Source organism: Neorhizobium sp. USDA 3394 (assembly GCF_056280385.1).
In genome coordinates this window covers 3,061,258-3,080,382 of the sequence record NZ_JBWCDU010000001.1, presented here as the reverse complement: position 1 = coordinate 3,080,382, position 19,125 = coordinate 3,061,258, and the positions used below count along the sequence as shown (strand labels likewise).

General features: G+C 62.0%; 18 protein-coding genes. 15 read left to right on the top strand and 3 right to left on the bottom strand.

The genetic code is table 11. The features are described 5' to 3' along the window. Position 1: 1 nt before the first annotated feature. The gene (locus ACZ9EJ_RS15215; protein WP_046628332.1) at positions 2-1,240 is read right to left on the bottom strand and encodes a TadE/TadG family type IV pilus assembly protein; all 1,239 of its coding nucleotides are present in this window, start codon (positions 1,238-1,240) and stop codon (positions 2-4) included. Positions 1,241-1,411: 171 nt separating this feature from the next. On the opposite strand from ACZ9EJ_RS15215, the gene ACZ9EJ_RS15210 reads away from it, so the two are divergent. After that, positions 1,412-1,948 (top strand): gluconokinase, encoded by a 537-nt coding sequence (locus ACZ9EJ_RS15210; RefSeq protein WP_046628334.1) that lies wholly within the window; start codon positions 1,412-1,414, stop codon positions 1,946-1,948. 210 nt (positions 1,949-2,158) lie between these two features. Beyond that, positions 2,159-2,815, top strand: coding sequence for a TetR/AcrR family transcriptional regulator (locus ACZ9EJ_RS15205; protein ID WP_046628336.1), 657 nt, complete (start codon positions 2,159-2,161; stop codon positions 2,813-2,815). A 9-nt stretch (positions 2,816-2,824) separates the two neighbouring features. On the opposite strand, the gene ACZ9EJ_RS15200 is transcribed toward ACZ9EJ_RS15205, so the two are convergent. Then, positions 2,825-4,123 (bottom strand): NAD(P)/FAD-dependent oxidoreductase, encoded by a 1,299-nt coding sequence (locus ACZ9EJ_RS15200; RefSeq protein ID WP_046628338.1) that lies wholly within the window; start codon positions 4,121-4,123, stop codon positions 2,825-2,827. An 89-nt stretch (positions 4,124-4,212) separates the two neighbouring features. Then, positions 4,213-5,460: an NAD(P)/FAD-dependent oxidoreductase gene (locus ACZ9EJ_RS15195; protein WP_046628340.1), complete on the bottom strand. Its 1,248-nt coding sequence runs from the start codon at positions 5,458-5,460 to the stop codon at positions 4,213-4,215. A gap of 233 nt (positions 5,461-5,693) precedes the next feature. Here ACZ9EJ_RS15195 and ACZ9EJ_RS15190 point away from each other — a divergent pair, with 233 nt between their 5' ends. The 13 genes from ACZ9EJ_RS15190 (at position 5,694) to ACZ9EJ_RS15130 (ending at position 19,093) form a co-directional block, all read left to right on the top strand. Further along, positions 5,694-5,873, top strand: a complete 180-nt coding sequence (locus tag ACZ9EJ_RS15190) for a hypothetical protein (protein WP_007760784.1) — start codon at positions 5,694-5,696, stop codon at positions 5,871-5,873. 11 nt (positions 5,874-5,884) lie between these two features. Beyond that, a complete protein-coding gene (locus ACZ9EJ_RS15185; protein ID WP_046628344.1) occupies positions 5,885-6,175 on the top strand; it encodes a hypothetical protein in 291 nt (96 codons plus the stop codon). Positions 6,176-6,186: 11 nt separating this feature from the next. Beyond that, positions 6,187-6,351, top strand: a complete 165-nt coding sequence (locus ACZ9EJ_RS15180; protein WP_251089447.1) for a hypothetical protein — start codon at positions 6,187-6,189, stop codon at positions 6,349-6,351. 310 nt (positions 6,352-6,661) lie between these two features. After that, positions 6,662-6,751 carry a K(+)-transporting ATPase subunit F gene (gene kdpF, locus ACZ9EJ_RS15175; protein ID WP_038539975.1) on the top strand — a complete coding sequence of 30 codons (90 nt, stop codon included), beginning with the start codon at positions 6,662-6,664 and terminating at the stop codon, positions 6,749-6,751. Between the two features lie 51 nt (positions 6,752-6,802). Next, complete coding sequence (kdpA, locus tag ACZ9EJ_RS15170; protein WP_046640947.1) at positions 6,803-8,506, top strand: potassium-transporting ATPase subunit KdpA; 1,704 nt, start codon at positions 6,803-6,805, stop codon at positions 8,504-8,506. A gap of 20 nt (positions 8,507-8,526) precedes the next feature. Beyond that, positions 8,527-8,679 carry a hypothetical protein gene (locus ACZ9EJ_RS15165; protein WP_155414613.1) on the top strand — a complete coding sequence of 51 codons (153 nt, stop codon included), beginning with the start codon at positions 8,527-8,529 and terminating at the stop codon, positions 8,677-8,679. 56 nt (positions 8,680-8,735) lie between these two features. Then, entirely contained in the window at positions 8,736-10,823 is a 2,088-nt protein-coding gene (gene kdpB, locus ACZ9EJ_RS15160; protein ID WP_046628349.1) for a potassium-transporting ATPase subunit KdpB, read from the top strand. Positions 10,824-10,890: 67 nt separating this feature from the next. Then, a complete protein-coding gene (gene kdpC / locus ACZ9EJ_RS15155; protein ID WP_046640948.1) occupies positions 10,891-11,460 on the top strand; it encodes a potassium-transporting ATPase subunit KdpC in 570 nt (189 codons plus the stop codon). 111 nt (positions 11,461-11,571) lie between these two features. Then, positions 11,572-14,277 (top strand): sensor histidine kinase, encoded by a 2,706-nt coding sequence (locus ACZ9EJ_RS15150; RefSeq protein ID WP_046640949.1) that lies wholly within the window; start codon positions 11,572-11,574, stop codon positions 14,275-14,277. Next, positions 14,274-14,966: a response regulator transcription factor gene (locus ACZ9EJ_RS15145; RefSeq protein WP_046640950.1), complete on the top strand. Its 693-nt coding sequence runs from the start codon at positions 14,274-14,276 to the stop codon at positions 14,964-14,966. The genes ACZ9EJ_RS15150 and ACZ9EJ_RS15145 overlap by 4 nt, the downstream gene beginning before the upstream one ends. 31 nt (positions 14,967-14,997) lie before the next feature. After that, complete coding sequence (locus ACZ9EJ_RS15140; RefSeq protein ID WP_046640951.1) at positions 14,998-15,447, top strand: PTS sugar transporter subunit IIA; 450 nt, start codon at positions 14,998-15,000, stop codon at positions 15,445-15,447. A 112-nt stretch (positions 15,448-15,559) separates the two neighbouring features. Further along, positions 15,560-17,467, top strand: a complete 1,908-nt coding sequence (locus ACZ9EJ_RS15135) for a diguanylate cyclase domain-containing protein (RefSeq protein WP_046640952.1) — start codon at positions 15,560-15,562, stop codon at positions 17,465-17,467. 165 nt (positions 17,468-17,632) lie between these two features. Continuing rightward, complete coding sequence (locus ACZ9EJ_RS15130; protein WP_046640953.1) at positions 17,633-19,093, top strand: MDR family MFS transporter; 1,461 nt, start codon at positions 17,633-17,635, stop codon at positions 19,091-19,093. The last annotated feature ends 32 nt before the right edge of the window (positions 19,094-19,125 follow it).

The window sequence follows — 19,125 nt, the reverse complement described above, 5'->3', positions numbered from 1 at the left end:
GTCAGTTGACGAGGCGTACCGATGAAATCTCGGAGCCGGTTCCACCGGCAGCTCCCGTATAGGGTTCGATCTGCCAGTTGGATGAGTTCATGATCATCGTATTGACCACCAGCGTGATGAGATTCGTCTGGTTCGTCGTCGAGTTGTAGGTGACGTCGCGGTTCGGAAGATGGATCACTCCCTTGAGCGTTTCGCCATTCGAACCGTTGAAGATGTATTGCTGCTTGCGGGCATTGTTGGCGGCATCGCTGGTCTTTTCGAACATCAGGATGCCCTTGTAGGTGCCGCTGGTCGGCGCCGACGCCGTGAGGCTCAAGCTGCCATTGGCGCGGAGTTCGCTGTCGGTGTCGGGAAAATAGAAGGTCACACCCTCTGCCACGACCGTTGAGCCGGAATTGACGATCATCCGGCCCTTGATGATATGGAGGCCGGGTTTGAACGTAATCTTCGGCGATCCGTTGAAGGTGGTGCCGCAATGGACGCCTGGAGCCATTTCGTGCACGGCTCCGTCCTTTGTGCCGCTGGTCGTGCAGGTGGAGGAGACGGTCGGTTCCGCAATGCTGCCGGCATAGGGGTCTCCGGAAACCTTGCAGCCGGGCTTCAGGTTGCTGAGCGTCCCGCCGTTCTTGATATACTGGGTGCCGGCAACGCAGAAGCTGGCCGTATCGATCGTCGCCCCGCCATTCATGATGAAGGCCGGGTTCTGGGTCGAACTGACCTCCACGCCGCATTTCTCCGAATGCACATTGGCGCCTGAATTGATCAGAACCGCCTGTGACGCGTTGCCGAGCACGTAGATGCATGCCCCTGAAGACTTCGGATTCCTGTTCGCGATGGCGGTGGACCGGACCTTGACGTCGATGGTGTGGATACCGAGCAGGCCAAGGAAATTGGTGGGAACACCTTGGGCATAGGTACCCGTCAGGCTGCCGTCGGCATTCGCGGCGACGACAAGCGCGGTATCGAGGTCGGTCTCTTCCGGAACCGTATCGGTCAGAAAGCGTAGCGCTTCCCGGCGCTGACTGGTGATATCGGGTTTTGCGACGGCACTGAGAACGGCCGCATCGAGCACGCCCTGCAGCCGGTTGCGTTCGAACGATGCCTGGGCGAAATCGATCGCACCACCGGCGGTCGTAACGAGGACCGGCAGTGCGAGAGCCGTTGCTATCGCAAAATTGCCGCCTGCATCGCGCAGGATGTGATAGACGCGAGGGGCAATAATACTGATGAGTCGCCGCATGATCGTGTATCCCGAGTTGGATTTGGAAGGCGGAATTCGGTTAAAGGTAAGTCCTTTTATCGTAGTCCCTCTAAGGTTCCGGTAAGAGAATTGGAAAACCCGAGGTTAACTCGGTTTTTAAAGATGCGGCCTTGCCGGCTGCTGAACGCGTTATCAAAATGGAAGCTAGTTATGCCCGCAATCGAACTCCCGCCCCCTCTCGCAGTCGTCGTCATGGGTGTCAGCGGATCGGGGAAGACATCGGTGGGCGAACATCTCGCCGCGCGTCTCGGCTGTGCGTTCGTCGAGGGTGATCGTCTGCATCCGGAGACGAACGTCGCCAAGATGGCGAAGGGGATTCCGCTGACCGACGATGACCGCTGGCCGTGGCTCGATCTGATCGGCAACGAACTGGCCGGGGCGAGGGGGCGGGGCGAAAGCGTGGTCGTTTCGTGCTCGGCCTTGAAACGAACCTATCGGGACCGGCTGCGGCGGGAGAGCGGCGGCACGCTCTATTTTGTCTTCCTGACCGGTGATCCCAAGGTGCTTGAGCAGCGGATGGGCGCGCGTACCGGCCATTTCATGCCTGCGTCACTGCTTCAGAGCCAGCTCGCAACCCTGGAAAGCCCGGAGCATGAGGCCGGCGTGGTAACTGTCGACATCGACGCAAGTGTCGACACAATTGTCGGCAAGGCTTTCGATGGTATTACGGCGCTTGCCGGAGCATAGATAATAGGATCTAAGCTCCCGTTTTCTCCGATGTTCTATCTTGTGCATCGACCTGGAAAGTATTCTAAAAATTACCTGCCTTCGTGATCCGATGCTCTTCGGGCGTCGTATAAACAAACAGTTTGTGTTCAAGCAATTCTGCCCTCGGTTACCGGACCTCACCGGCAACGAAGGCAGCGGTTGGCAGGTGTTTGAGGAGACGGTTTGCGGATGCCAGAATCGACGCAAGGACCGGGGCGGGGTTCCCTTCGCCGGGTGCCGAAACAGGAGCGGAGCCGCGAGCGCATCGATGAAATCCTGAAAGTATCCATGGAACTGATCGGCCAGAAGGGCATCGACGCGGTGACCATGAAGGAGATAGCTGCTCTCTCCGGCGGACCTATCGCATCGGTCTATCAGTATTTCCCGAACAAATCCGCCATCATCGCCACCCTCTACGACAATTACGCCGAAGAGGTGCGCGCCCTGGTGACGGAGCAGATCGAAAAGATCGCCACGGCAGAAGACGCTTTGCAGGCGCCGGCCGAGCTTTTCGATTTCTACTACTACAATATGCGGGAAAGGCCCGCGACGCAGGATCTCCTGAACGCCATCCAGGCCGACAAGGCGCTTGCGGACCTCGATATCGCCGAGACCCGCTTCCAGGCCGACGTATTTTACAAGGCGACGGAACCGTTCGTTGACCAGGCTTTGCGAGAAAGTTATGCGCAGACGCTCCTGGTCATGTTTCACATGGCCGGCGCTACCTTGCGGCTGGCTCTCATGGTTCCGGAAGACGAAGCCGCCGGAATCGTGGCGCAGTTCAAGTCCATCGTTCGGGCGCAGGCGACCTACTACCTCACCGGCAGTTTCCCGGCGTCGCTCTGATCCTCGGGGTCAGACGCCCAACCGGTCGCGCAATCCATACCACCAGGCGCCGAGCACGGTGAGCGGTACCCGGAAGGTGCGGCCGCCCGGAAAGGGCAGGTTGGGGAGCGACGACCAGATGTCGAAGCGTTCCGTGTGGCCGGCGACCGCCTCGCCGAGGATCTTGCCGAGCAGATGGGTGGTGGTCACCCCGTGGCCGCTGTCGCCGTGCGAGAAATAGACCTTGTTCGACAGTTTTCCCACATGCGGGATACGTGTCAGGGTCAGCGCGAAGTTGCCGCTCCAGGCATAATCGATCTTCACCTCCTTCAATTGCGGAAATGTCTTGAGCATATTGGGCCGGATAACGCCCGTGAGGTCGCTCGGGTCGTGGCCACCATATCCGATGCCACCGCCGTAGAGCAGCCGGTTGTCCGCAGTGCGCCTGTAGTAGTCGAGGATGTAATTGGCGTCCTCGACGCAATAGTTGGCCGGCAGCAGGCTTTCGATCAGCGCGGCGTCGAGCGGTTCCGTCACCATCACCTGGCTGGAAACCGGCATCATCCGGCCGCTGATCTCCGGAAACTGCGGAGAGAGATAGGCATTGCCGCAGACGAGCACATACGAGGCCTTTACCGAACCCCTTTCGGTTCGCACCACCGGCTTTTCGCCCGTGTCGAGGCCGGTCACGCGCGAAGCTTCGAAGACGCGCCCGCCAAGGCTTTCGAACGCCGCGGCTTCCCCGAGCACCAGATTGAGCGGGTGGATGTGGCCGCCGAGCCTGTCGATCATGCCACCGGCATAACGGTCTGTCTTCACATACCGTCCGACCTCGGCCTTGGAGACCATTTCCAGCCCGCCATGGCCGTATCGTTCCCAATCGGCCTTGTGGTGCTCCATTTCGCGGATCTGCTTGGCGGTGAAGGCCGCGAAGAAGCCGCCATGCACCAGGTCGCAGTCGATCCCGTATTTCGCCACCCGGCTGCGGATGATCCCGCCGCCTTCGAGCGACATGGCGCCGAGCTTCACCGCCTTGTCGCGGCCATAACGGCCGGCGATGGTTTCGAGATCACGGCTGTAGCCGTTGACGATCTGCCCGCCATTCCTGCCCGAAGCGCCGAAGCCGATGCGCTCCGCTTCCAGCACCACGACGGAATATCCGCGTTCGGCGAGTTCGAGCGCCGCGGAAATGCCGGTGAAACCGGCGCCGATAACGCAGACATCCGCCTCTATCTCCCCGTCGAGGGCAGGGCGGACACGCTTGTCCTTGGCCGAGGCCGCGTACCAGGAATTGGTGTGACGGGGATTGTCTGCGGATCTAAATGCCATGTCACACCGTCCGGATATAGGCGTCGTATTCGACGCCGGTCACGCGCAGGACAAACTCCGACTGTCCCGTGCTTGCTGGCCAGCCCGAGCTAGGCGTTGAAGCGCTCCGGGCGATAGGCCGAGATATCGATCAGCGGCTTCTGCCCCGTGATCGCTTCGGCAATCACCTGGCCGGTCACCGGGCCTAGCGTCAGGCCGTGATGCGCATGGCCGAAAGCGAACCACAGGCCGTCGTGGCGCGGGGCCTTGCCGATCACCGGCATCATGTCCGGCGTGCAGGGGCGCGCACCCATCCACGGCTCCATGTCGAGCCGCTCTGCGAGCGGGAAGATGCTGCGCGCCACCGCTTCGGCGCGTTCCAGCTGAACAGGCGTCTTCGGTGCGTCGCGGCGGGCGAATTCCGCGCCCGTCGTCAGGCGAATGCCCTGGTTCATCGGCGCTAGGAAATAGCCGCGCTCCGCATCCATGGTCCAGCCGTTGAGCTTGGCATTGCCCTTGGCCGCATAATGCATGTGGTAACCGCGCTTGACGCCGACCAGGAAATTGTAGCCGAGCGGCTTCGTGACGGTGTCGGACCAGGGCCCGAGTGCCACCACGACATCCTTGGCTTCGACCGTGCCGTCGCCGGCGACGATCCGCCAGCCGGTCTTGGTCTGCGACAGGCTCTTGGCATCGCCCTTCAGCACGCGGCCGCCGAGCTTTTCGAACAGCGCCACATAGGCGCGCGTCAGCGCCAGGGGGTCCTTGACCGACCAGGGGTCTTCCCAGCGCAGGCCGCCGACGAAATCGGTCGAGAGGTTGGGCTCCTGTTCGGCGATATCGGCAGGCGAAAGTTCCTTGAAGGCGACGCCATATTCCTGGCGCAGCCGCTCGGCCTCGCCGATCTCGCCATCATGCTTGGCGCGGGTGCGGAACACCTCCGTCCAGCCGTTCTTGGCGATCAGATCCTGGGCTCCGGCTTCCTCGATCAGCTCGTTATGGGTCGCGATCGAGTGTTCGATCAGCGGCGCGTAGGCGCGGGCGATCAGCTGGTGGCGGGTCAGGTTCGAATGCCACCAGTATTTCGCCAGGAACGAGGTGACCGATGGGATCGCCCGCCAGTGGAAATGCGCGTCGATGCGGTTGTTCATGGCATAACGCAGGATCAGGCCGAACTGCTGCGGGAAGCCATAGGGTACGACGCCCTCGCGCTGGATCAGGCCGGCATTGCCGTAGGATGTCTCCATCCCGGGTTCCTTCCGGTCGACGAGCACCACCGATTTGCCGCGCCGGGCAAGCTGCAACGCCGTCGAAACGCCGACAATGCCGGCTCCCAGCACGATCGCATCTGCTGTCATGATCTGAATTCCATTCCCATTCTTTTATAGTTCGAGGATTTCGAACATGCCGCCCGGAATGCTGCGGCGCAAATGAAAAATCACAGATGCATATATGGAATCCCTATTTCTTCGCATGCCCCCTCCAATCGAAAGCCTACGGGGCCGTCGCTACCTTCTGGATCGTGCATCGGTTTCGATGCCGGCTCCGCGCGAACAATGCCGCGAGCCAATCCCAACAAGGAGTGACTGAAATGTTTGGTCGTTTGGGGAACGTCTATGTCCTGCATCTGGCTGAAGCCAAAGCCCAGCAGCGCCGGCTGTCGCAGCCAGGTCGCCCGGTTGATGCGAATCTCGGGGTCTTCCTGAGGCTTCTCGGTGTCATCGGTCTCGGCCTCTGCGCCGCCGGTCTTGTTTCCATGATGGTGGCCTGAGGAGAAACGCGATGAACAAGGCAATGTTGAAAAGCGAACCTCCCTCGCGTGGCGTGCGTTTCATGGTCGGCCGCGATGCCGGCGGCCGCTGGATCGTCTCCGACCGCGACGGTCTCGTCGGCGGACTGTTCACCGACCGGGCGTCGGCGGTGCATTTCGCCATGTTCGAAAGCGATCATGTGCCCGGTGCCGTCTGCTGCGTGCCGGAAGAAGTGACCTTGAGCCTCGGGCCGATTTTCGAGACCCCCGCCAAGGCCCCCAAGGCGATCAATTCCAGCCTGAAGATCGTCGGGCGGGAGTGAGGAGAATGCCGATGTCCAGGGCCGTTTACCACATGCGCGGACATGTCTATCCGCGCTCCCGCAATTTCGGAAATCCTAACCATCTGCATGCGTCGAGCATCATCCTCGGGATGCTCGCGGTCATGCTGGTGGTGCTCGTCACAGCTTATGCCATAACCTTTGCGGCCGCGTCCTGAGGATAGCCGTCGCCGGAAAGAACGAAATTCCTATAGGATTTTTATTTCTTTCCTCTGCGCTCCGTCTCGAACCTCTATGCGGTCGCGCCGCATATTAGGGTCAGAGAGATCGCAAAGATCATCTCCAGGCCGGAAAGCATCAAGGTGCCGTCCCATCAGGATGGCACCCTTTGCCTTGTCCGGCCTCGCCTTAACAACAGGAGTCCAGATCCATGATGGACGTCATTCTACTCGGCACCGCAGTCGTCTTCTTCGGTCTCTGCCTTGCCTATACCCGCGCCTGCGACAGGCTTTGAAGGGAGAAGCTCCGATGATCCTCGATTATGTCCTGAGCGGCGGCGTGACCGTGTTCCTCACCGTCTACCTCACCTACGCTCTCATTCGTCCAGAACGCTTTTGAAGAGAACTGGCGCTTCTAGTCAAGCTGCCGGGTATTGAAAGTTAACCCCAAATGACCCTCAACGGATGGCTTCAGATCCTGCTTTATTGCGGGATCATCATCGCGCTCGTCAAACCGCTCGGCGGTTATATGACGCGTGTCTTTTCAGGCGAGCGCACTCTTCTGTCACCTGTCCTCGTTCCGATCGAACGGGGACTTTATGCCGTGGCCGGCACCAGCGAACGCGAAGACCAGCATTGGACCGCCTATGCCTTTTCGCTGCTGATGTTCAACCTGTTCGGCGTCATCGTGCTCTATGCAATGATGCGCCTGCAGGCCGGCCTGCCTTACAATCCGGCGGGCATGGGCGCCGTTCCGCCTGAGCTTTCCTTCAACACCGCCGTCAGTTTCGTCAGCAATACCAACTGGCAGAACTATGGCGGCGAAAGCACCATGTCGTATCTGACCCAGATGATGGGCCTCAATGTGCAGAACTTCGTATCTGCCGCGACCGGCATGGCGATCGCCGTCGGCCTGATCCGCGCCTTTTCGCGCGCCTCCGGCAAGGCGATCGGCAATTTCTGGGTCGATATGACCCGCGCCACGCTCTATATCCTGCTGCCGATCTGCATCGTGCTGACGCTGGTCTACGTCTATCTTGGCGTACCGCAGACGCTCGGGCCTTATGTCGAGGCGACGACGCTGGAAGGCGCCAAGCAGACTATCGCTCTCGGCCCGGTCGCCTCGCAGCTTGCCATCAAGATGCTCGGCACCAATGGCGGCGGTTTCTTCAACGCCAACTCGGCGCATCCGTTCGAGAACCCCGACAACATCTCCAACATGATCCAGATGCTGTCGATCTTCGCGATCGGCGCGGGCTTCACCAACGTCTTCGGCCGCATGGTCGGCAACCAGCGCCAGGGCTGGGCGATCCTCGCCTCGATGGGTATCCTGTTCATCGTCGGCGTCGGCATCACCTACTGGGCGGAAGCGGCCGGCAATCCTCTCATGCACCAGCTCGGTCTTGCCGGCGGCAACATGGAAGGCAAGGAAGCCCGCTTCGGCGTCGCCATGTCCTCGCTGTTTGCGGTCATCACCACGGCGGCCTCCTGCGGCGCGGTCAATGCCATGCATGGTTCGTTCACCGCGCTCGGCGGCCTGATCCCGCTCATCAACATGCAGCTCGGCGAAGTCATTGTCGGCGGCGTCGGTGCGGGTTTCTACGGCATCATCCTCTTCATCATCGTCGCAGTCTTCGTGGCAGGCCTCATGGTCGGTCGTACGCCGGAATATCTCGGCAAGAAGATCGAGGCGAAGGAGATGAAGATGGCCGTGCTCGCCATCCTCTGCCTGCCGCTCGCCATGCTCGTCTTCACCGCGATCGCCACGGTCCTGCCGTCCGCCGTCGCCTCGATCGGCACGGCCGGCCCGCACGGTTTCTCCGAAATCCTCTACGCCTATACGTCGGCTGCGGCCAACAACGGCTCGGCTTTCGGCGGACTGACGGGCAACACGCCCTGGTACAACGTGACGCTCGGCATCGGCATGCTGATGGGCCGCTTCCTGGTCATCATCCCAGCACTTGCGATTGCAGGTTCGCTGGTCGCCAAGAAGACGGTTCCGGCCTCGGCAGGTACCTTCCCGACCGACGGCCCGCTCTTCGTCGGCCTGCTGGTCGGCACGATCCTGATCGTTGGCGGCCTCACCTTCATGCCCGCTCTGGCGCTCGGCCCGGTCGTCGAACACCTGGTCATGCTCGCCGGCCAGACCTTCTGAGGTCCTGAGGGAGCAGTGCCATGAGCATCCGCAAAGCCCTCCGCAGACAGTCCACCCTTGCCTCGCAAAAGCGAGGCAAGGGTGAGCAGAGCCCCTACGGATCCTATGCAATTTTTATCATGACGGCGGTCATTCTTGCCGTTGTCCTCGTGATCGAAGTCTTGCGCGGCTGATCGACCCTTCGTCGCCTCGTTTGACAAGGCAACTCATTTCAAAGCTGGAGTCTCTTATGAGCCAGGCAAAATCCGCGAGCATCATGGATACTCGCATCCTCATTCCGGCCGTGGGCGATGCTTTCAAGAAGCTCAACCCGCGGACCCTTGCCCGGAACCCGGTCATGTTCGTCGTGGCCACGGTCTCGGTCCTGACGACCGTCCTCTTCCTCCGCGACCTCGCGGCCGGCAACGGCAATCTCGGCTTCTCCTTCCAGATCAACCTCTGGCTCTGGTTCACCGTGCTGTTCGCCAACTTCGCCGAAGCGGTCGCTGAAGGCCGCGGCAAGGCGCAGGCGGATTCGCTGCGCAAGGCCCGCACCGAAACCCAGGCCAAGCTTCTGTCGGGTAGCGACCGCACCCAGTACAAGATGGTCGCCGGCACCAGCCTGAAAGTGGGCGACGTCGTGCTCGTCGAACCCGGCGACATCATTCCCTCCGATGGCGAAGTCATCGAGGGCGTCGCCTCGGTCAACGAAGCCGCGATCACGGGCGAATCCGCCCCGGTCATCCGCGAATCCGGCGGCGACCGCTCGGCCGTCACTGGCGGCACGCAGGTGCTTTCAGACTGGATCCGGGTCCGCATCACGGCGGCCGCCGGCTCGACCTTCCTCGACCGGATGATCTCGCTCGTCGAAGGCGCCGAGCGCCAGAAGACGCCGAACGAGATCGCCCTCAACATCCTGCTCGCCGGCATGACGCTGATCTTCGTGCTCGCCACCGCAACGATCCCGAGCTTTGCGATCTATGCCGGCGGCTCGATCCCGATCATCATTCTCGTCGCGCTGTTCGTGACGCTGATCCCGACCACGATCGGCGCACTGCTTTCGGCGATCGGCATCGCCGGCATGGACCGTCTCGTCCGCTTCAACGTGCTCGCCATGTCCGGCCGCGCGGTGGAGGCCGCCGGCGACGTCGATACGCTGCTCCTCGACAAGACCGGCACGATCACGCTCGGCAACCGCCAGGCTACCTCGTTCCGCCCGGTCCGCGGCGTCTCCGAACAGGATCTCGCCGATGCGGCCCAACTCGCCTCGCTGGCCGACGAAACGCCGGAAGGCCGTTCCATCGTCGTGCTCGCCAAGGAGAAATACGCGATCCGCGGCCGCGACATGGCAAGCCTCAAGGCAACCTTCGTCCCCTTCACCGCCCAGACCCGCATGAGCGGTGTCGATCTCGAAGGCTCGCAGATCCGCAAGGGTGCTGTCGACGCAGTGCTCGCCTATGTCGGCTCGGGCACCATGCCGGTCTCCGGCAATGCGGCAATCGCCGCCAGCCCGCAATCCGATATCGTGCGCGAGTTGCAGGCAATCGCCGACGAAATCGCCAAGGCCGGCGGCACGCCGCTCGCCGTTGCCCGTGACGGCAAGCTGCTCGGCGTCGTCCAGTTGAAGGACATCGTCAAGGGCGGTATCCGCGAGCGGTTTGCGGAACTGCGCCGCATGGGCATCCGCACCGTAATGATCACCGGCGACAACCCGATGACCGCGGCCGCAATCGCCGCCGAAGCAGGGGTCGACGACTTCCTCGCCCAGGCGACGCCTGAGAACAAGCTGACGCTGATCCGCGAGGAGCAGGCCAAGGGCAAGCTGGTCGCCATGTGCGGCGACGGCACCAACGACGCGCCGGCGCTTGCCCAGGCGGATGTCGGCGTCGCCATGAACACCGGCACGGTCGCTGCCCGCGAGGCCGGCAACATGGTCGATCTCGACAGCGATCCGACCAAGCTCATCGAGATCGTCGAGATCGGCAAGCAGCTCCTCATGACCCGTGGTGCGCTGACTACCTTCTCGATCGCCAACGACATCGCCAAGTATTTCGCCATCATTCCGGCGATGTTCCTGACCTTCTATCCGCAGCTCGGCGTGCTGAACATCATGGGTCTTGCCACGCCGCAAAGCGCCATCCTGTCGGCGATCATCTTCAACGCACTGATCATCATCGCGTTGATCCCGCTGTCGCTGAAGGGCGTCAAATACCGTGCCATCGGCGCCGGCGCGCTGCTTTCCCGCAATCTGCTCGTCTACGGTCTCGGCGGCATCCTCGTTCCCTTCATCGGCATCAAGGCGATCGACATGATCATCACCGCGATCGGTCTCGCTTAAATTTCACGCGTTTTCTTCACGCGAACCGGCATCCACCTCGCTTGAAACGCTTTTCGGAGAAATGACAATGTTCAAGCAACTTCGTCCCGCGATCGTCATGATCGTCGCCACCACGGCCATTACCGGCCTCATCTACCCCTTCGCCATGACGGGCATCGCGCAAGCGATATTCCCCACCCAGGCGAACGGCAGCCTGATCGAGAAGGACGGAACCGTTGTCGGCTCGACCCTGATCGGCCAGGCATTCACCGGCGACCAGTATTTCCACGGTCGCCTGTCGGCCGCCGGCGACGGCTACAACGCCGCCTCGTCTTCCGGCTCCAACCTCGGGCCCACCAGCGCCAAGCTGATCGACCGGGTGAAGACGGACTATGAGGCCGCCAAGGCGACAAACCCCAACGCCGAGGTGCCGATCGACCTCGTTACCGCATCCGGCAGCGGCCTCGACCCGCATGTCTCGCCGGAAGCCGCGCTCTTCCAGGTGCCGCGCGTCGCCAAGGCTCGGCAAATGGACGAGGCCGCGGTCCGCGCTCTCGTCGAGGCCCATGTCGAAGGCCCGGAACTCGGTTTCCTCGGCGAACCTGTGGTCAATGTGCTGGCGTTGAATATGGCGCTTGATGCTCCTATGACTCGGTAATGCATGGCAGGGCGCGCTCCAATCTCCCCCTCATCCCTGTGACAAGCGCAGGAATGAGGGTTGAGAGGCGTGGGCGGCTCTTCATCACAGGCATTAGAAAGACCAGACAGCATGCCCGACGACAGTCGCGAGAGTGAAAACAGGCCTTCGCCGGATGCACTTCTGGAGCATGCGGAGCGTGAGGCGCGCGGGCGGCTGAAGATTTTCCTGGGCGCCGCCCCAGGGGTCGGCAAGACCTACGAGATGCTGATGTCCGGCCGCGCCCGCAAGGCCGACGGGCTCGACGTGGTGATCGGCGTCGTCGAGACCCATGGCCGCAAGGAGACGGAGGCGCTGGTCGAAGGTTTCGAAGTCGTGCCGCGCAAGGCGATCGATTATCGCGGCCAGCTACTGGATGAAATGGACCTCGACGCCATTCTCGCGCGCCGTCCGGCCCTGGTCCTGGTCGACGAACTGGCCCATACCAACGCCGCCGGCAGCCGCCATCCGAAGCGTTACATGGATGTGCAGGAAATCCTCAGCCAAGGTATCGACGTCTATTCGACGCTCAACATCCAGCATGTCGAGAGCCTGAACGACGTGGTGGCACAGATCACCCGCGTCCGGGTGCGCGAGACGGTGCCGGACAGCATCATCGACCGGGCCGACGACGTCGAGATCATCGACATCACCCCCGACGATCTCATCAAGCGGCTGAACGACGGCAAGGTCTATGTGCCGCAGACGGCACGGCGGGCTATCGAGAATTACTTTTCTCCCGGCAACCTGACGGCACTGCGTGAACTGGCGCTTCGCCGCACCGCCCAGCGGGTTGACGAGCAGCTTTTGAACCACATGCAGGCGCACGCCATTTCCGGCCCCTGGGCGGCTGGCGATCGGGTACTGGTCTGCCTCGACCACGGCAGGAACGGCGCGAGCCTGGTGCGGTACGCGCGCCGCCAGGCCGATCGCCTGCGAGCGCCATGGGCGGCGCTGCATCTCGAAACGCCGCAATCGGTCAATCTGCCCGAACAGGACAAGGACCGGCTGGCGGCCAACATGCGGCTAGCCGAACAGCTCGGCGCCGAGACCGTGACGCTGCCGGCGCTGCAGCCGTCACGCGAGATCATCGCCTATGCCAACGCCAACAACTTCACCCATATCGTCGTCGGACGCCCGGCCAGACCGCGCTGGCGGCAGATCTTGCAGGGGTCGGTCACCTATGACCTGATCCGTTACGCGGGCGATATCAGCGTCCATGTCATCTCCGGCGACTCCAAGGAGGGCGAACCGAAACGCGGCCTGAAGGCGGCGCAGCTGCCCAAGACCTTCCGCTTCAAGCCCTATGTCAAAAGTACGATCTTTGTGGCGCTCGCAATCATCGCCGGTGCTGCGCTCGACCAGACGCTGGATGTCCGCAACCTTGCTCTCGTTTTCCTGATGGCGGTGCTGGCGGCAGCGGTGCGCGGCGGGCTGGGGCCGGGCCTGTTCGCCTCCGTGGCTGGCGCGCTCTCCTTCAACTTCTTTTTTCTCGAGCCGCGATACACGTTTACGGTCCGGGATCCGGAAAGCCTGGTGGCGCTTTTCTTTTATCTTGGCGTGGCGGTCGTCGCTTCCAACCTCACGGCGGCCGTCCAGCGTCAGGCCGCTGCCGCACGTCGGAGAGCCCGCACCACCGAAGACCTTTACCTTTTCTCCAAAAAGCTCGCCGGCACCGGCACGCTGGACGACGTCCTCTGGGCGACCGCCTTCCAGATCGCCTCGATGCTGAAGGTCCGGGTCGTCATTCTGCTGCCGGAAAACGGCTCCATCGCCGTCAAGGCCGGTTATCCGCCCGACGATACGCTGGTGGATGCCGATATTGCCGCCGCCAAATGGGCCTGGGAGCACAATCGCCCGGCCGGCCGCGCCGCCGATACGCTGCCGGGCGCCAAACGCCTCTATCTGCCGATGCGCACCGGCCGCGAAGCGGTCGGCGTCATCGGCCTCGACAACGACAAGCAGGGACCGTTGCTGACACCCGAACAGCAGCGGCTGTTCGATGCGCTGGCCGATCAGGCGGCGCTGGCGATCGAGCGCATCCAGCTCGTATCGGATGTCGACAAGGCCAAGCTCGCCGCCGAGACCGACCGCCTGCGCACGGCGCTGCTCACATCCATCTCGCATGACCTGAAGACGCCGCTCGCGGCGATCATGGGGTCGGCCGGCACGCTCAAGGATTTCGGCGCTGATATCCCGGAAGAAGCCCGTGCCGAACTGCTGACCAGCGTCGTCGACGAGTCGGAGCGGCTGAACCGCTTCATTTCCAATCTGCTCGACATGACCCGTATCGGCTCCGGCGCCATGGAGCCGAACTACGCCTTCCATTTCGCCGGCGACATCGTCGGCACGGCCTTGAGCCGGGCGGCGAAGATCGCCTCCGGGCACAAGCTTCGCGTCAACATTCCGGCGGACATGCCGATGCTCAAGGTCGATCCGGTCCTGTTCGAGCAGGTCCTGTTCAACCTCATCGACAATGCCGCCAAATATGCGCCCGACGAGACGGTGATCGACATTCGCGGCTGGCAGGATGGCGATTCAATTCTTATCTCGGTCATGGATGAAGGACCGGGCATCCCGCGCGACGATCTGGAGCGCATCTTCGACAGTTTCTACCGCGTTCGGAAAGGTGACCATGTGCGGGCCGGCACCGGGCTTGGCCTTTCCATATGCCGCGGCTTCATCGAGGCCATGGGCGGCACGATCAGGGCTGCGAACCGCTCCGATCGTGCCGGTGCGATCTTTACGATCCGCATGCCGGTGCCGGCCGAAATGCCCATTCTGGGAGAGCAGGAATGACCAATACCGCAGTGCGCGTCCTGATCGTCGATGACGAGCCGCCGATCCGCAAGCTCTTGCGCGTGGGCCTCTCTACCCAGGATTATGCCGTCAGCGAGGCCATGAACGCCAAGGTCGCGATCGATCTCGTCAAGACCGACAAGCCGGACCTGATCATTCTCGATCTCGGCCTGCCGGACATGGCCGGCCACGATCTGCTCGCCAGATGGCGAGGCGAGGGGCTGGATCTGCCGATCGTCATCCTCTCGAGCCGCACCGATGAGGCGGGCATCGTCAAGGCGCTCGAACTCGGCGCCGACGACTATGTGACGAAACCCTTCGGCATGAACGAACTCGTCGCCCGCATCCGCGTGGCGCTTCGCCACCGGCTGCAGACCCAGGGCGAAAAGCCGATCTTCCAGACCGGCGAGCTTTCGGTCGACCTCGTCAAGCGCATCGTCAAGGTGGCGGACAAGGAGGTCAAGCTGTCGCCCAAGGAATACGATATCCTGCGTATCCTGGTGCAGCATGCGGGCAAGGTACTGACCCATCGCTTCCTTCTCGAACACGTCTGGGACGGTCTGACAGACGTGCAGTACTTGCGCGTCTATGTGCGCCAGCTTCGCCAGAAGATCGAAAAGGCGCCCGATCAGCCGCAATACATCCTGACCGAGACCGGCGTCGGTTATCGGCTGCAGGAAGGCCAATAGGCGCTGCGATCCCAATCCATGGACATGACATATGAAACTCGGTGATTACCTTCCGCCGGAGAATATCGTGCTCGATCTCGCGCCGCCGTCGAAGGCGATCCTGATCAAGCAGCTTTCCATTCTCGCCGCCGAAAGACTGGCGCTGGATGCGGGCGAAATCGTCCGTGTGCTGACCAACCGCGAAACCCTGGGTTCGACGGGGATCGGCGCCGGCATCGCCATTCCGCATGCGAATGTGAAGGGCCTCGATCGGCATTTCTGCCTTTTCGCACGGCTGGCGAAGCCGGTCGATTTCGAGGCGGTGGACGACGAGCCGGTCGATCTCGTATTCCTGCTCCTCAATCCGGAAAACCGCCCCGACCACCTGAATATCCTGTCCTGCATCGCGCGGCGCGTGCGCGAGGAGGAAACTGCTGCAGCCATACGTCGAGTGACGACACCGCAGGATGTCTATTCGAGGCTCTGCCCCTTAAATGCATGATTAAAATACGGGTATGTTGGTTTAGGCGAACGTAAACAACTTTTCCCTAACGTCCCTCACTGGCGGATCGCGACTCCTGAGCCGCCCTGTTGTGTCGGTTTGGGAGAGAGAGATGACTGGTGCAATCAAATACCTGCCGGCGAGGACGTTCGTTGCGGTCGTATTTGCCGTTTTCGGTTTCGTCGGACTGATCGTCTGGGGGGAATATTCCAGTTGGAGATCCCAGGTCGCCGGTATCGAGACGGGACTGGTCCAGACGGCCAAGGCGCTGGTGCAACATGCCGACGACACGGTCGATATGGCGAGGTTTCCGCTGGCTGCCCTGATCACCCGAATCGAGCAGGAACGCGACGTGGCAGACATGCCGGCAAAGATCACCCAGGTGATGAAACGCCAGGTCGATACCACCCCCTGGCTCGACGCCCTCGCCGTCTTGGATGCCGATGGCAGAATGGTCGCGACATCGTCTTCGATCGACGCCAGTGGCGTGAATTTCTCGGACAGGGAATATTTTGTCTTCCACCAGTCCTCCGACATGCTGGAGCCCGTATTGGGCAGGCCGTTGAAGAACAAGTTGAACGGTCAGTGGATATTGCCGGTCACCCAGAGGATCAGCAATCCGGACGGAAGTTTCGGCGGCGTTGCGCTCGCGGCATTCATCCTCACCGAATTGACCAGTTTCTTCCAGGGCTTCAGCCTGGGCAGCGAGGGCTCGTTCCTGTTGGTTCGCCGCGATGGCGTCGTGCTGGCGCGTGCGCCATTCCTCCAGACACAGCTGGGATCGAGCATTTCTTCCTACGATCTGTTCACGGACCATCTCCGCCAACGGCATTCCGGCTCCTATCACTACATCTCTCCGATTGATGGCCTGCAGCGTATAGGCGGCTTTTATCAGAGCGAGCGCAGCGGTCTGGTCGGGCTTGCTGCCGTATCCCAGTCCGAAGCGCTGGCGACGTGGATGAGGGGCGCGCGGATACGATGGATCGCCTGCCTTGTCCTGGTGGTGATCACCGGCTTCCTGGTTTGGCGTTGGCGGCGGCAGGTGATGTTGCGGCGGGCGAGCGAAGCGCTGCTGGTGGCGCGCGAAGCGGAATTCCGCCTGCTTGCGGAAGGTTCGGCCGACCTGATCCAGCGCTTCAACGGCCATGGGATCAGGGAATATGTGTCGCCATCCGTCCGGGAGATATTCGGCGTCGACGCCGAGGCGATGCTTGGCACCCACATCCTTGAGAACCTGCACGAGGATGACCACGATGCCGTCAACGAGGTCATGAACCGGTTGCGGGAAGGGTCGACCAGGGAAAACATGGTCGTCCGGCGCAAGCGGGCCGACGGCAAGCAGATCTGGCTAGAAACCACGCTGAACAGGCTGCCGGGCGGCACTGGCGGCATCGATATCCGCATCGTTGCCGTCACTCGCGACGTCACGCGCCAGAAGAACCTCCAGGAAGAACTGGACGCTCTCGCCAACACCGACGAGCTTACCCAACTCGCCAATCGCCGCTCGTTCAACATCCATTTCGAGGAATTGGTGCTGCAGGCCGCGCAGCAGCACACGCCGCTCTCCATTCTGATGATCGACGCGGACCGCTTCAAGTTCTTCAACGATACCTACGGCCACGCCGCCGGCGATGACTGTCTGCGTGCGGTCGCGAACGTCGTGCGGAATTCGATCCGCCGGTCGAAGGATCTTGCCGCCCGTTATGGCGGCGAGGAATTCGCCGTCCTCTTGCCGGATACGAATGGTGCCGGTGCATTGAAGGCCGCGGAAAACATTCGCCAGCGTGTCGCCGCGCTTCATTTGCCGCATGAGAAGAATCTTCCCTGGGGTCATGTGACGATCAGCATCGGTACCGCGACCTTCTATCCCGCAGCGGGCGTCAAGCTGACGACCGCGGAAGTATTCGAGCGCGCCGACCATGCGCTTTACCGGGCAAAGAACGGCGGTCGCAATCAGGTCGCGGCTGGCGGGGACGAAGCGACCAGGCCAACCACACAGCCGGAAATCCACCCAGTCTGATTTGCCTGCCGCGGTCACGGCCTCGTTACCTCCTTGATAATTGCCAGATTTCGCGCTTGACGCAGGCCCGTAGGGGAATACTAAGAAATATCCCGCACGACGGCCGTTTGACCGCCGAACATCCATCCCTATCGTGTTCGCCGCGCGGCGTTCCCAGGTGAACCCATGACCCATCCAAGCTCCAACCGGGCGCTCGTCATTGCGGCCGTCATGGCAAGCATGGCGATGATCGCAATCGAGGCGACGATCGTTTCGACGGCCATGCCGCAGATCGCCGCCCAGCTCGGCCAGTTGAACCTCTATAGCTGGGTCTTTTCGTCCTTCCTTCTCGCCCAGACGGCGACGACCGTGGTGTTCGGCAAACTCTCCGATATCTACGGCCGCAAGCCGATCATTCTGCTCGGCACGGCAATCTTCCTGATCGCCTCCATTCTTGCGGGCTTTGCCTGGTCGATGCCGTCGATGATCGCCTTCCGGCTCCTGCAGGGTATCGGTGCCGGCGCGATCCAGCCGGTCATCATGACCGTCGTCGGCGATCTTTATCCGGGGGCGCAGCGTGGCAAGGTGCAGGGATATCTCGCCAGCGTCTGGGCGCTTTCCGCGGTCGTCGGCCCGCTGCTCGGCAGCATCATCGTCCACAACCTCCCCTGGGCATGGGTGTTCTGGATCAATGTTCCGATCGGCATCATGTCGGCGGTGGCCTTCATTCTTTTCCTGCATGAAGAAAAACAGACCCGCACGGCGTCGATAGACTTCCTTGGGGCGGGGCTCTTTGCCGTGGCCATTTCCGCCCTGATGATCGCGCTCACCGAAACCGAAGGCGCCACCGCCTATATGTTCGTTTCGCTGGCGATCTTCCTTGTCAGCTTCGTGCTGTTCATCTGGCAGGAGCGGCGCGCCGAGGCCCCGATGGTTTCCCTCCAGCTCTGGCTGAAGCGGCCGATCGCGTTCGCCAATACGGCGGTCTTTCTCGCCAGCATGGCGATCATGGGCCTGACGACCTTCCTGCCGATGTACGTGCAGACAGTGCTTAACCGTTCGCCGCTGGTTGCCGGCTTCACGCTGACCATGCTGCTGGTCGGATGGCCGAGCGGCGGGACCTTCGCCTCGCGGATGTTCCCGCGCTTCGGACTGCGGCCTTTGATGATCGCCGGCAGCGTCTTCGTTCCTGTGGGGGCGTTTCTCCTGGTCCTGCTGACGCCGGAAAGCTCACCCGTTCAGGCAAGCGCCGGCTCGCTGCTGATGGGCTTCGGCATGGGCCTGCTCAATATTTCGGGCCTTGTGATCATCCAGGACAATGTCGGCTGGTCCGAACGCGGCAGTGCGACGGCCTCCAACGTCTTTTCCCGCAATCTCGGCAGCACGCTCGGCGCAGCGCTTCTGGGCGCCGTGCTGAGCTACGGCCTGGCCAATTCCGTCTCGGGACCGATTACCTCCGATGAATTGCGCGATCTCTTGCAGGGGGTCGGAGGTGGGCTTGCAGCCGACTCGCCGATCCGGTTTGCGCTTCAGCATGCGCTGCACATGACCTTCATCGCCATGTTCCTGATCACAGCCCTGATCGTCGTCGCCTGCCTCTGCGTGCCGAGCGTCGCGCGGCGCACCGAGGCCGTGCAGGAAAGCTGAGGCTCTCGATACGGCCGATATCGCCAGGCGGC

Excerpts from the sequence above, each read along its gene's own strand:
- ACZ9EJ_RS15215 (WP_046628332.1), bottom strand. The coding sequence starts at position 1,240 with ATGCGGCGACTCATCAGTATTATTGCCCCTCGCGTCTATCACATCCTG.
- ACZ9EJ_RS15210 (WP_046628334.1), top strand. The coding sequence starts at position 1,412 with ATGCCCGCAATCGAACTCCCGCCCCCTCTCGCAGTCGTCGTCATGGGT.
- ACZ9EJ_RS15205 (WP_046628336.1), top strand. The coding sequence starts at position 2,159 with ATGCCAGAATCGACGCAAGGACCGGGGCGGGGTTCCCTTCGCCGGGTG.
- ACZ9EJ_RS15200 (WP_046628338.1), bottom strand. The coding sequence starts at position 4,123 with ATGGCATTTAGATCCGCAGACAATCCCCGTCACACCAATTCCTGGTAC.
- ACZ9EJ_RS15195 (WP_046628340.1), bottom strand. The coding sequence starts at position 5,460 with ATGACAGCAGATGCGATCGTGCTGGGAGCCGGCATTGTCGGCGTTTCG.
- ACZ9EJ_RS15190 (WP_007760784.1), top strand. The coding sequence starts at position 5,694 with ATGTTTGGTCGTTTGGGGAACGTCTATGTCCTGCATCTGGCTGAAGCC.
- ACZ9EJ_RS15185 (WP_046628344.1), top strand. The coding sequence starts at position 5,885 with ATGAACAAGGCAATGTTGAAAAGCGAACCTCCCTCGCGTGGCGTGCGT.
- ACZ9EJ_RS15180 (WP_251089447.1), top strand. The coding sequence starts at position 6,187 with ATGTCCAGGGCCGTTTACCACATGCGCGGACATGTCTATCCGCGCTCC.
- kdpF (WP_038539975.1), top strand. The coding sequence starts at position 6,662 with ATGATCCTCGATTATGTCCTGAGCGGCGGCGTGACCGTGTTCCTCACC.
- kdpA (WP_046640947.1), top strand. The coding sequence starts at position 6,803 with ATGACCCTCAACGGATGGCTTCAGATCCTGCTTTATTGCGGGATCATC.
- ACZ9EJ_RS15165 (WP_155414613.1), top strand. The coding sequence starts at position 8,527 with ATGAGCATCCGCAAAGCCCTCCGCAGACAGTCCACCCTTGCCTCGCAA.
- kdpB (WP_046628349.1), top strand. The coding sequence starts at position 8,736 with ATGAGCCAGGCAAAATCCGCGAGCATCATGGATACTCGCATCCTCATT.
- kdpC (WP_046640948.1), top strand. The coding sequence starts at position 10,891 with ATGTTCAAGCAACTTCGTCCCGCGATCGTCATGATCGTCGCCACCACG.
- ACZ9EJ_RS15150 (WP_046640949.1), top strand. The coding sequence starts at position 11,572 with ATGCCCGACGACAGTCGCGAGAGTGAAAACAGGCCTTCGCCGGATGCA.
- ACZ9EJ_RS15145 (WP_046640950.1), top strand. The coding sequence starts at position 14,274 with ATGACCAATACCGCAGTGCGCGTCCTGATCGTCGATGACGAGCCGCCG.
- ACZ9EJ_RS15140 (WP_046640951.1), top strand. The coding sequence starts at position 14,998 with ATGAAACTCGGTGATTACCTTCCGCCGGAGAATATCGTGCTCGATCTC.
- ACZ9EJ_RS15135 (WP_046640952.1), top strand. The coding sequence starts at position 15,560 with ATGACTGGTGCAATCAAATACCTGCCGGCGAGGACGTTCGTTGCGGTC.
- ACZ9EJ_RS15130 (WP_046640953.1), top strand. The coding sequence starts at position 17,633 with ATGACCCATCCAAGCTCCAACCGGGCGCTCGTCATTGCGGCCGTCATG.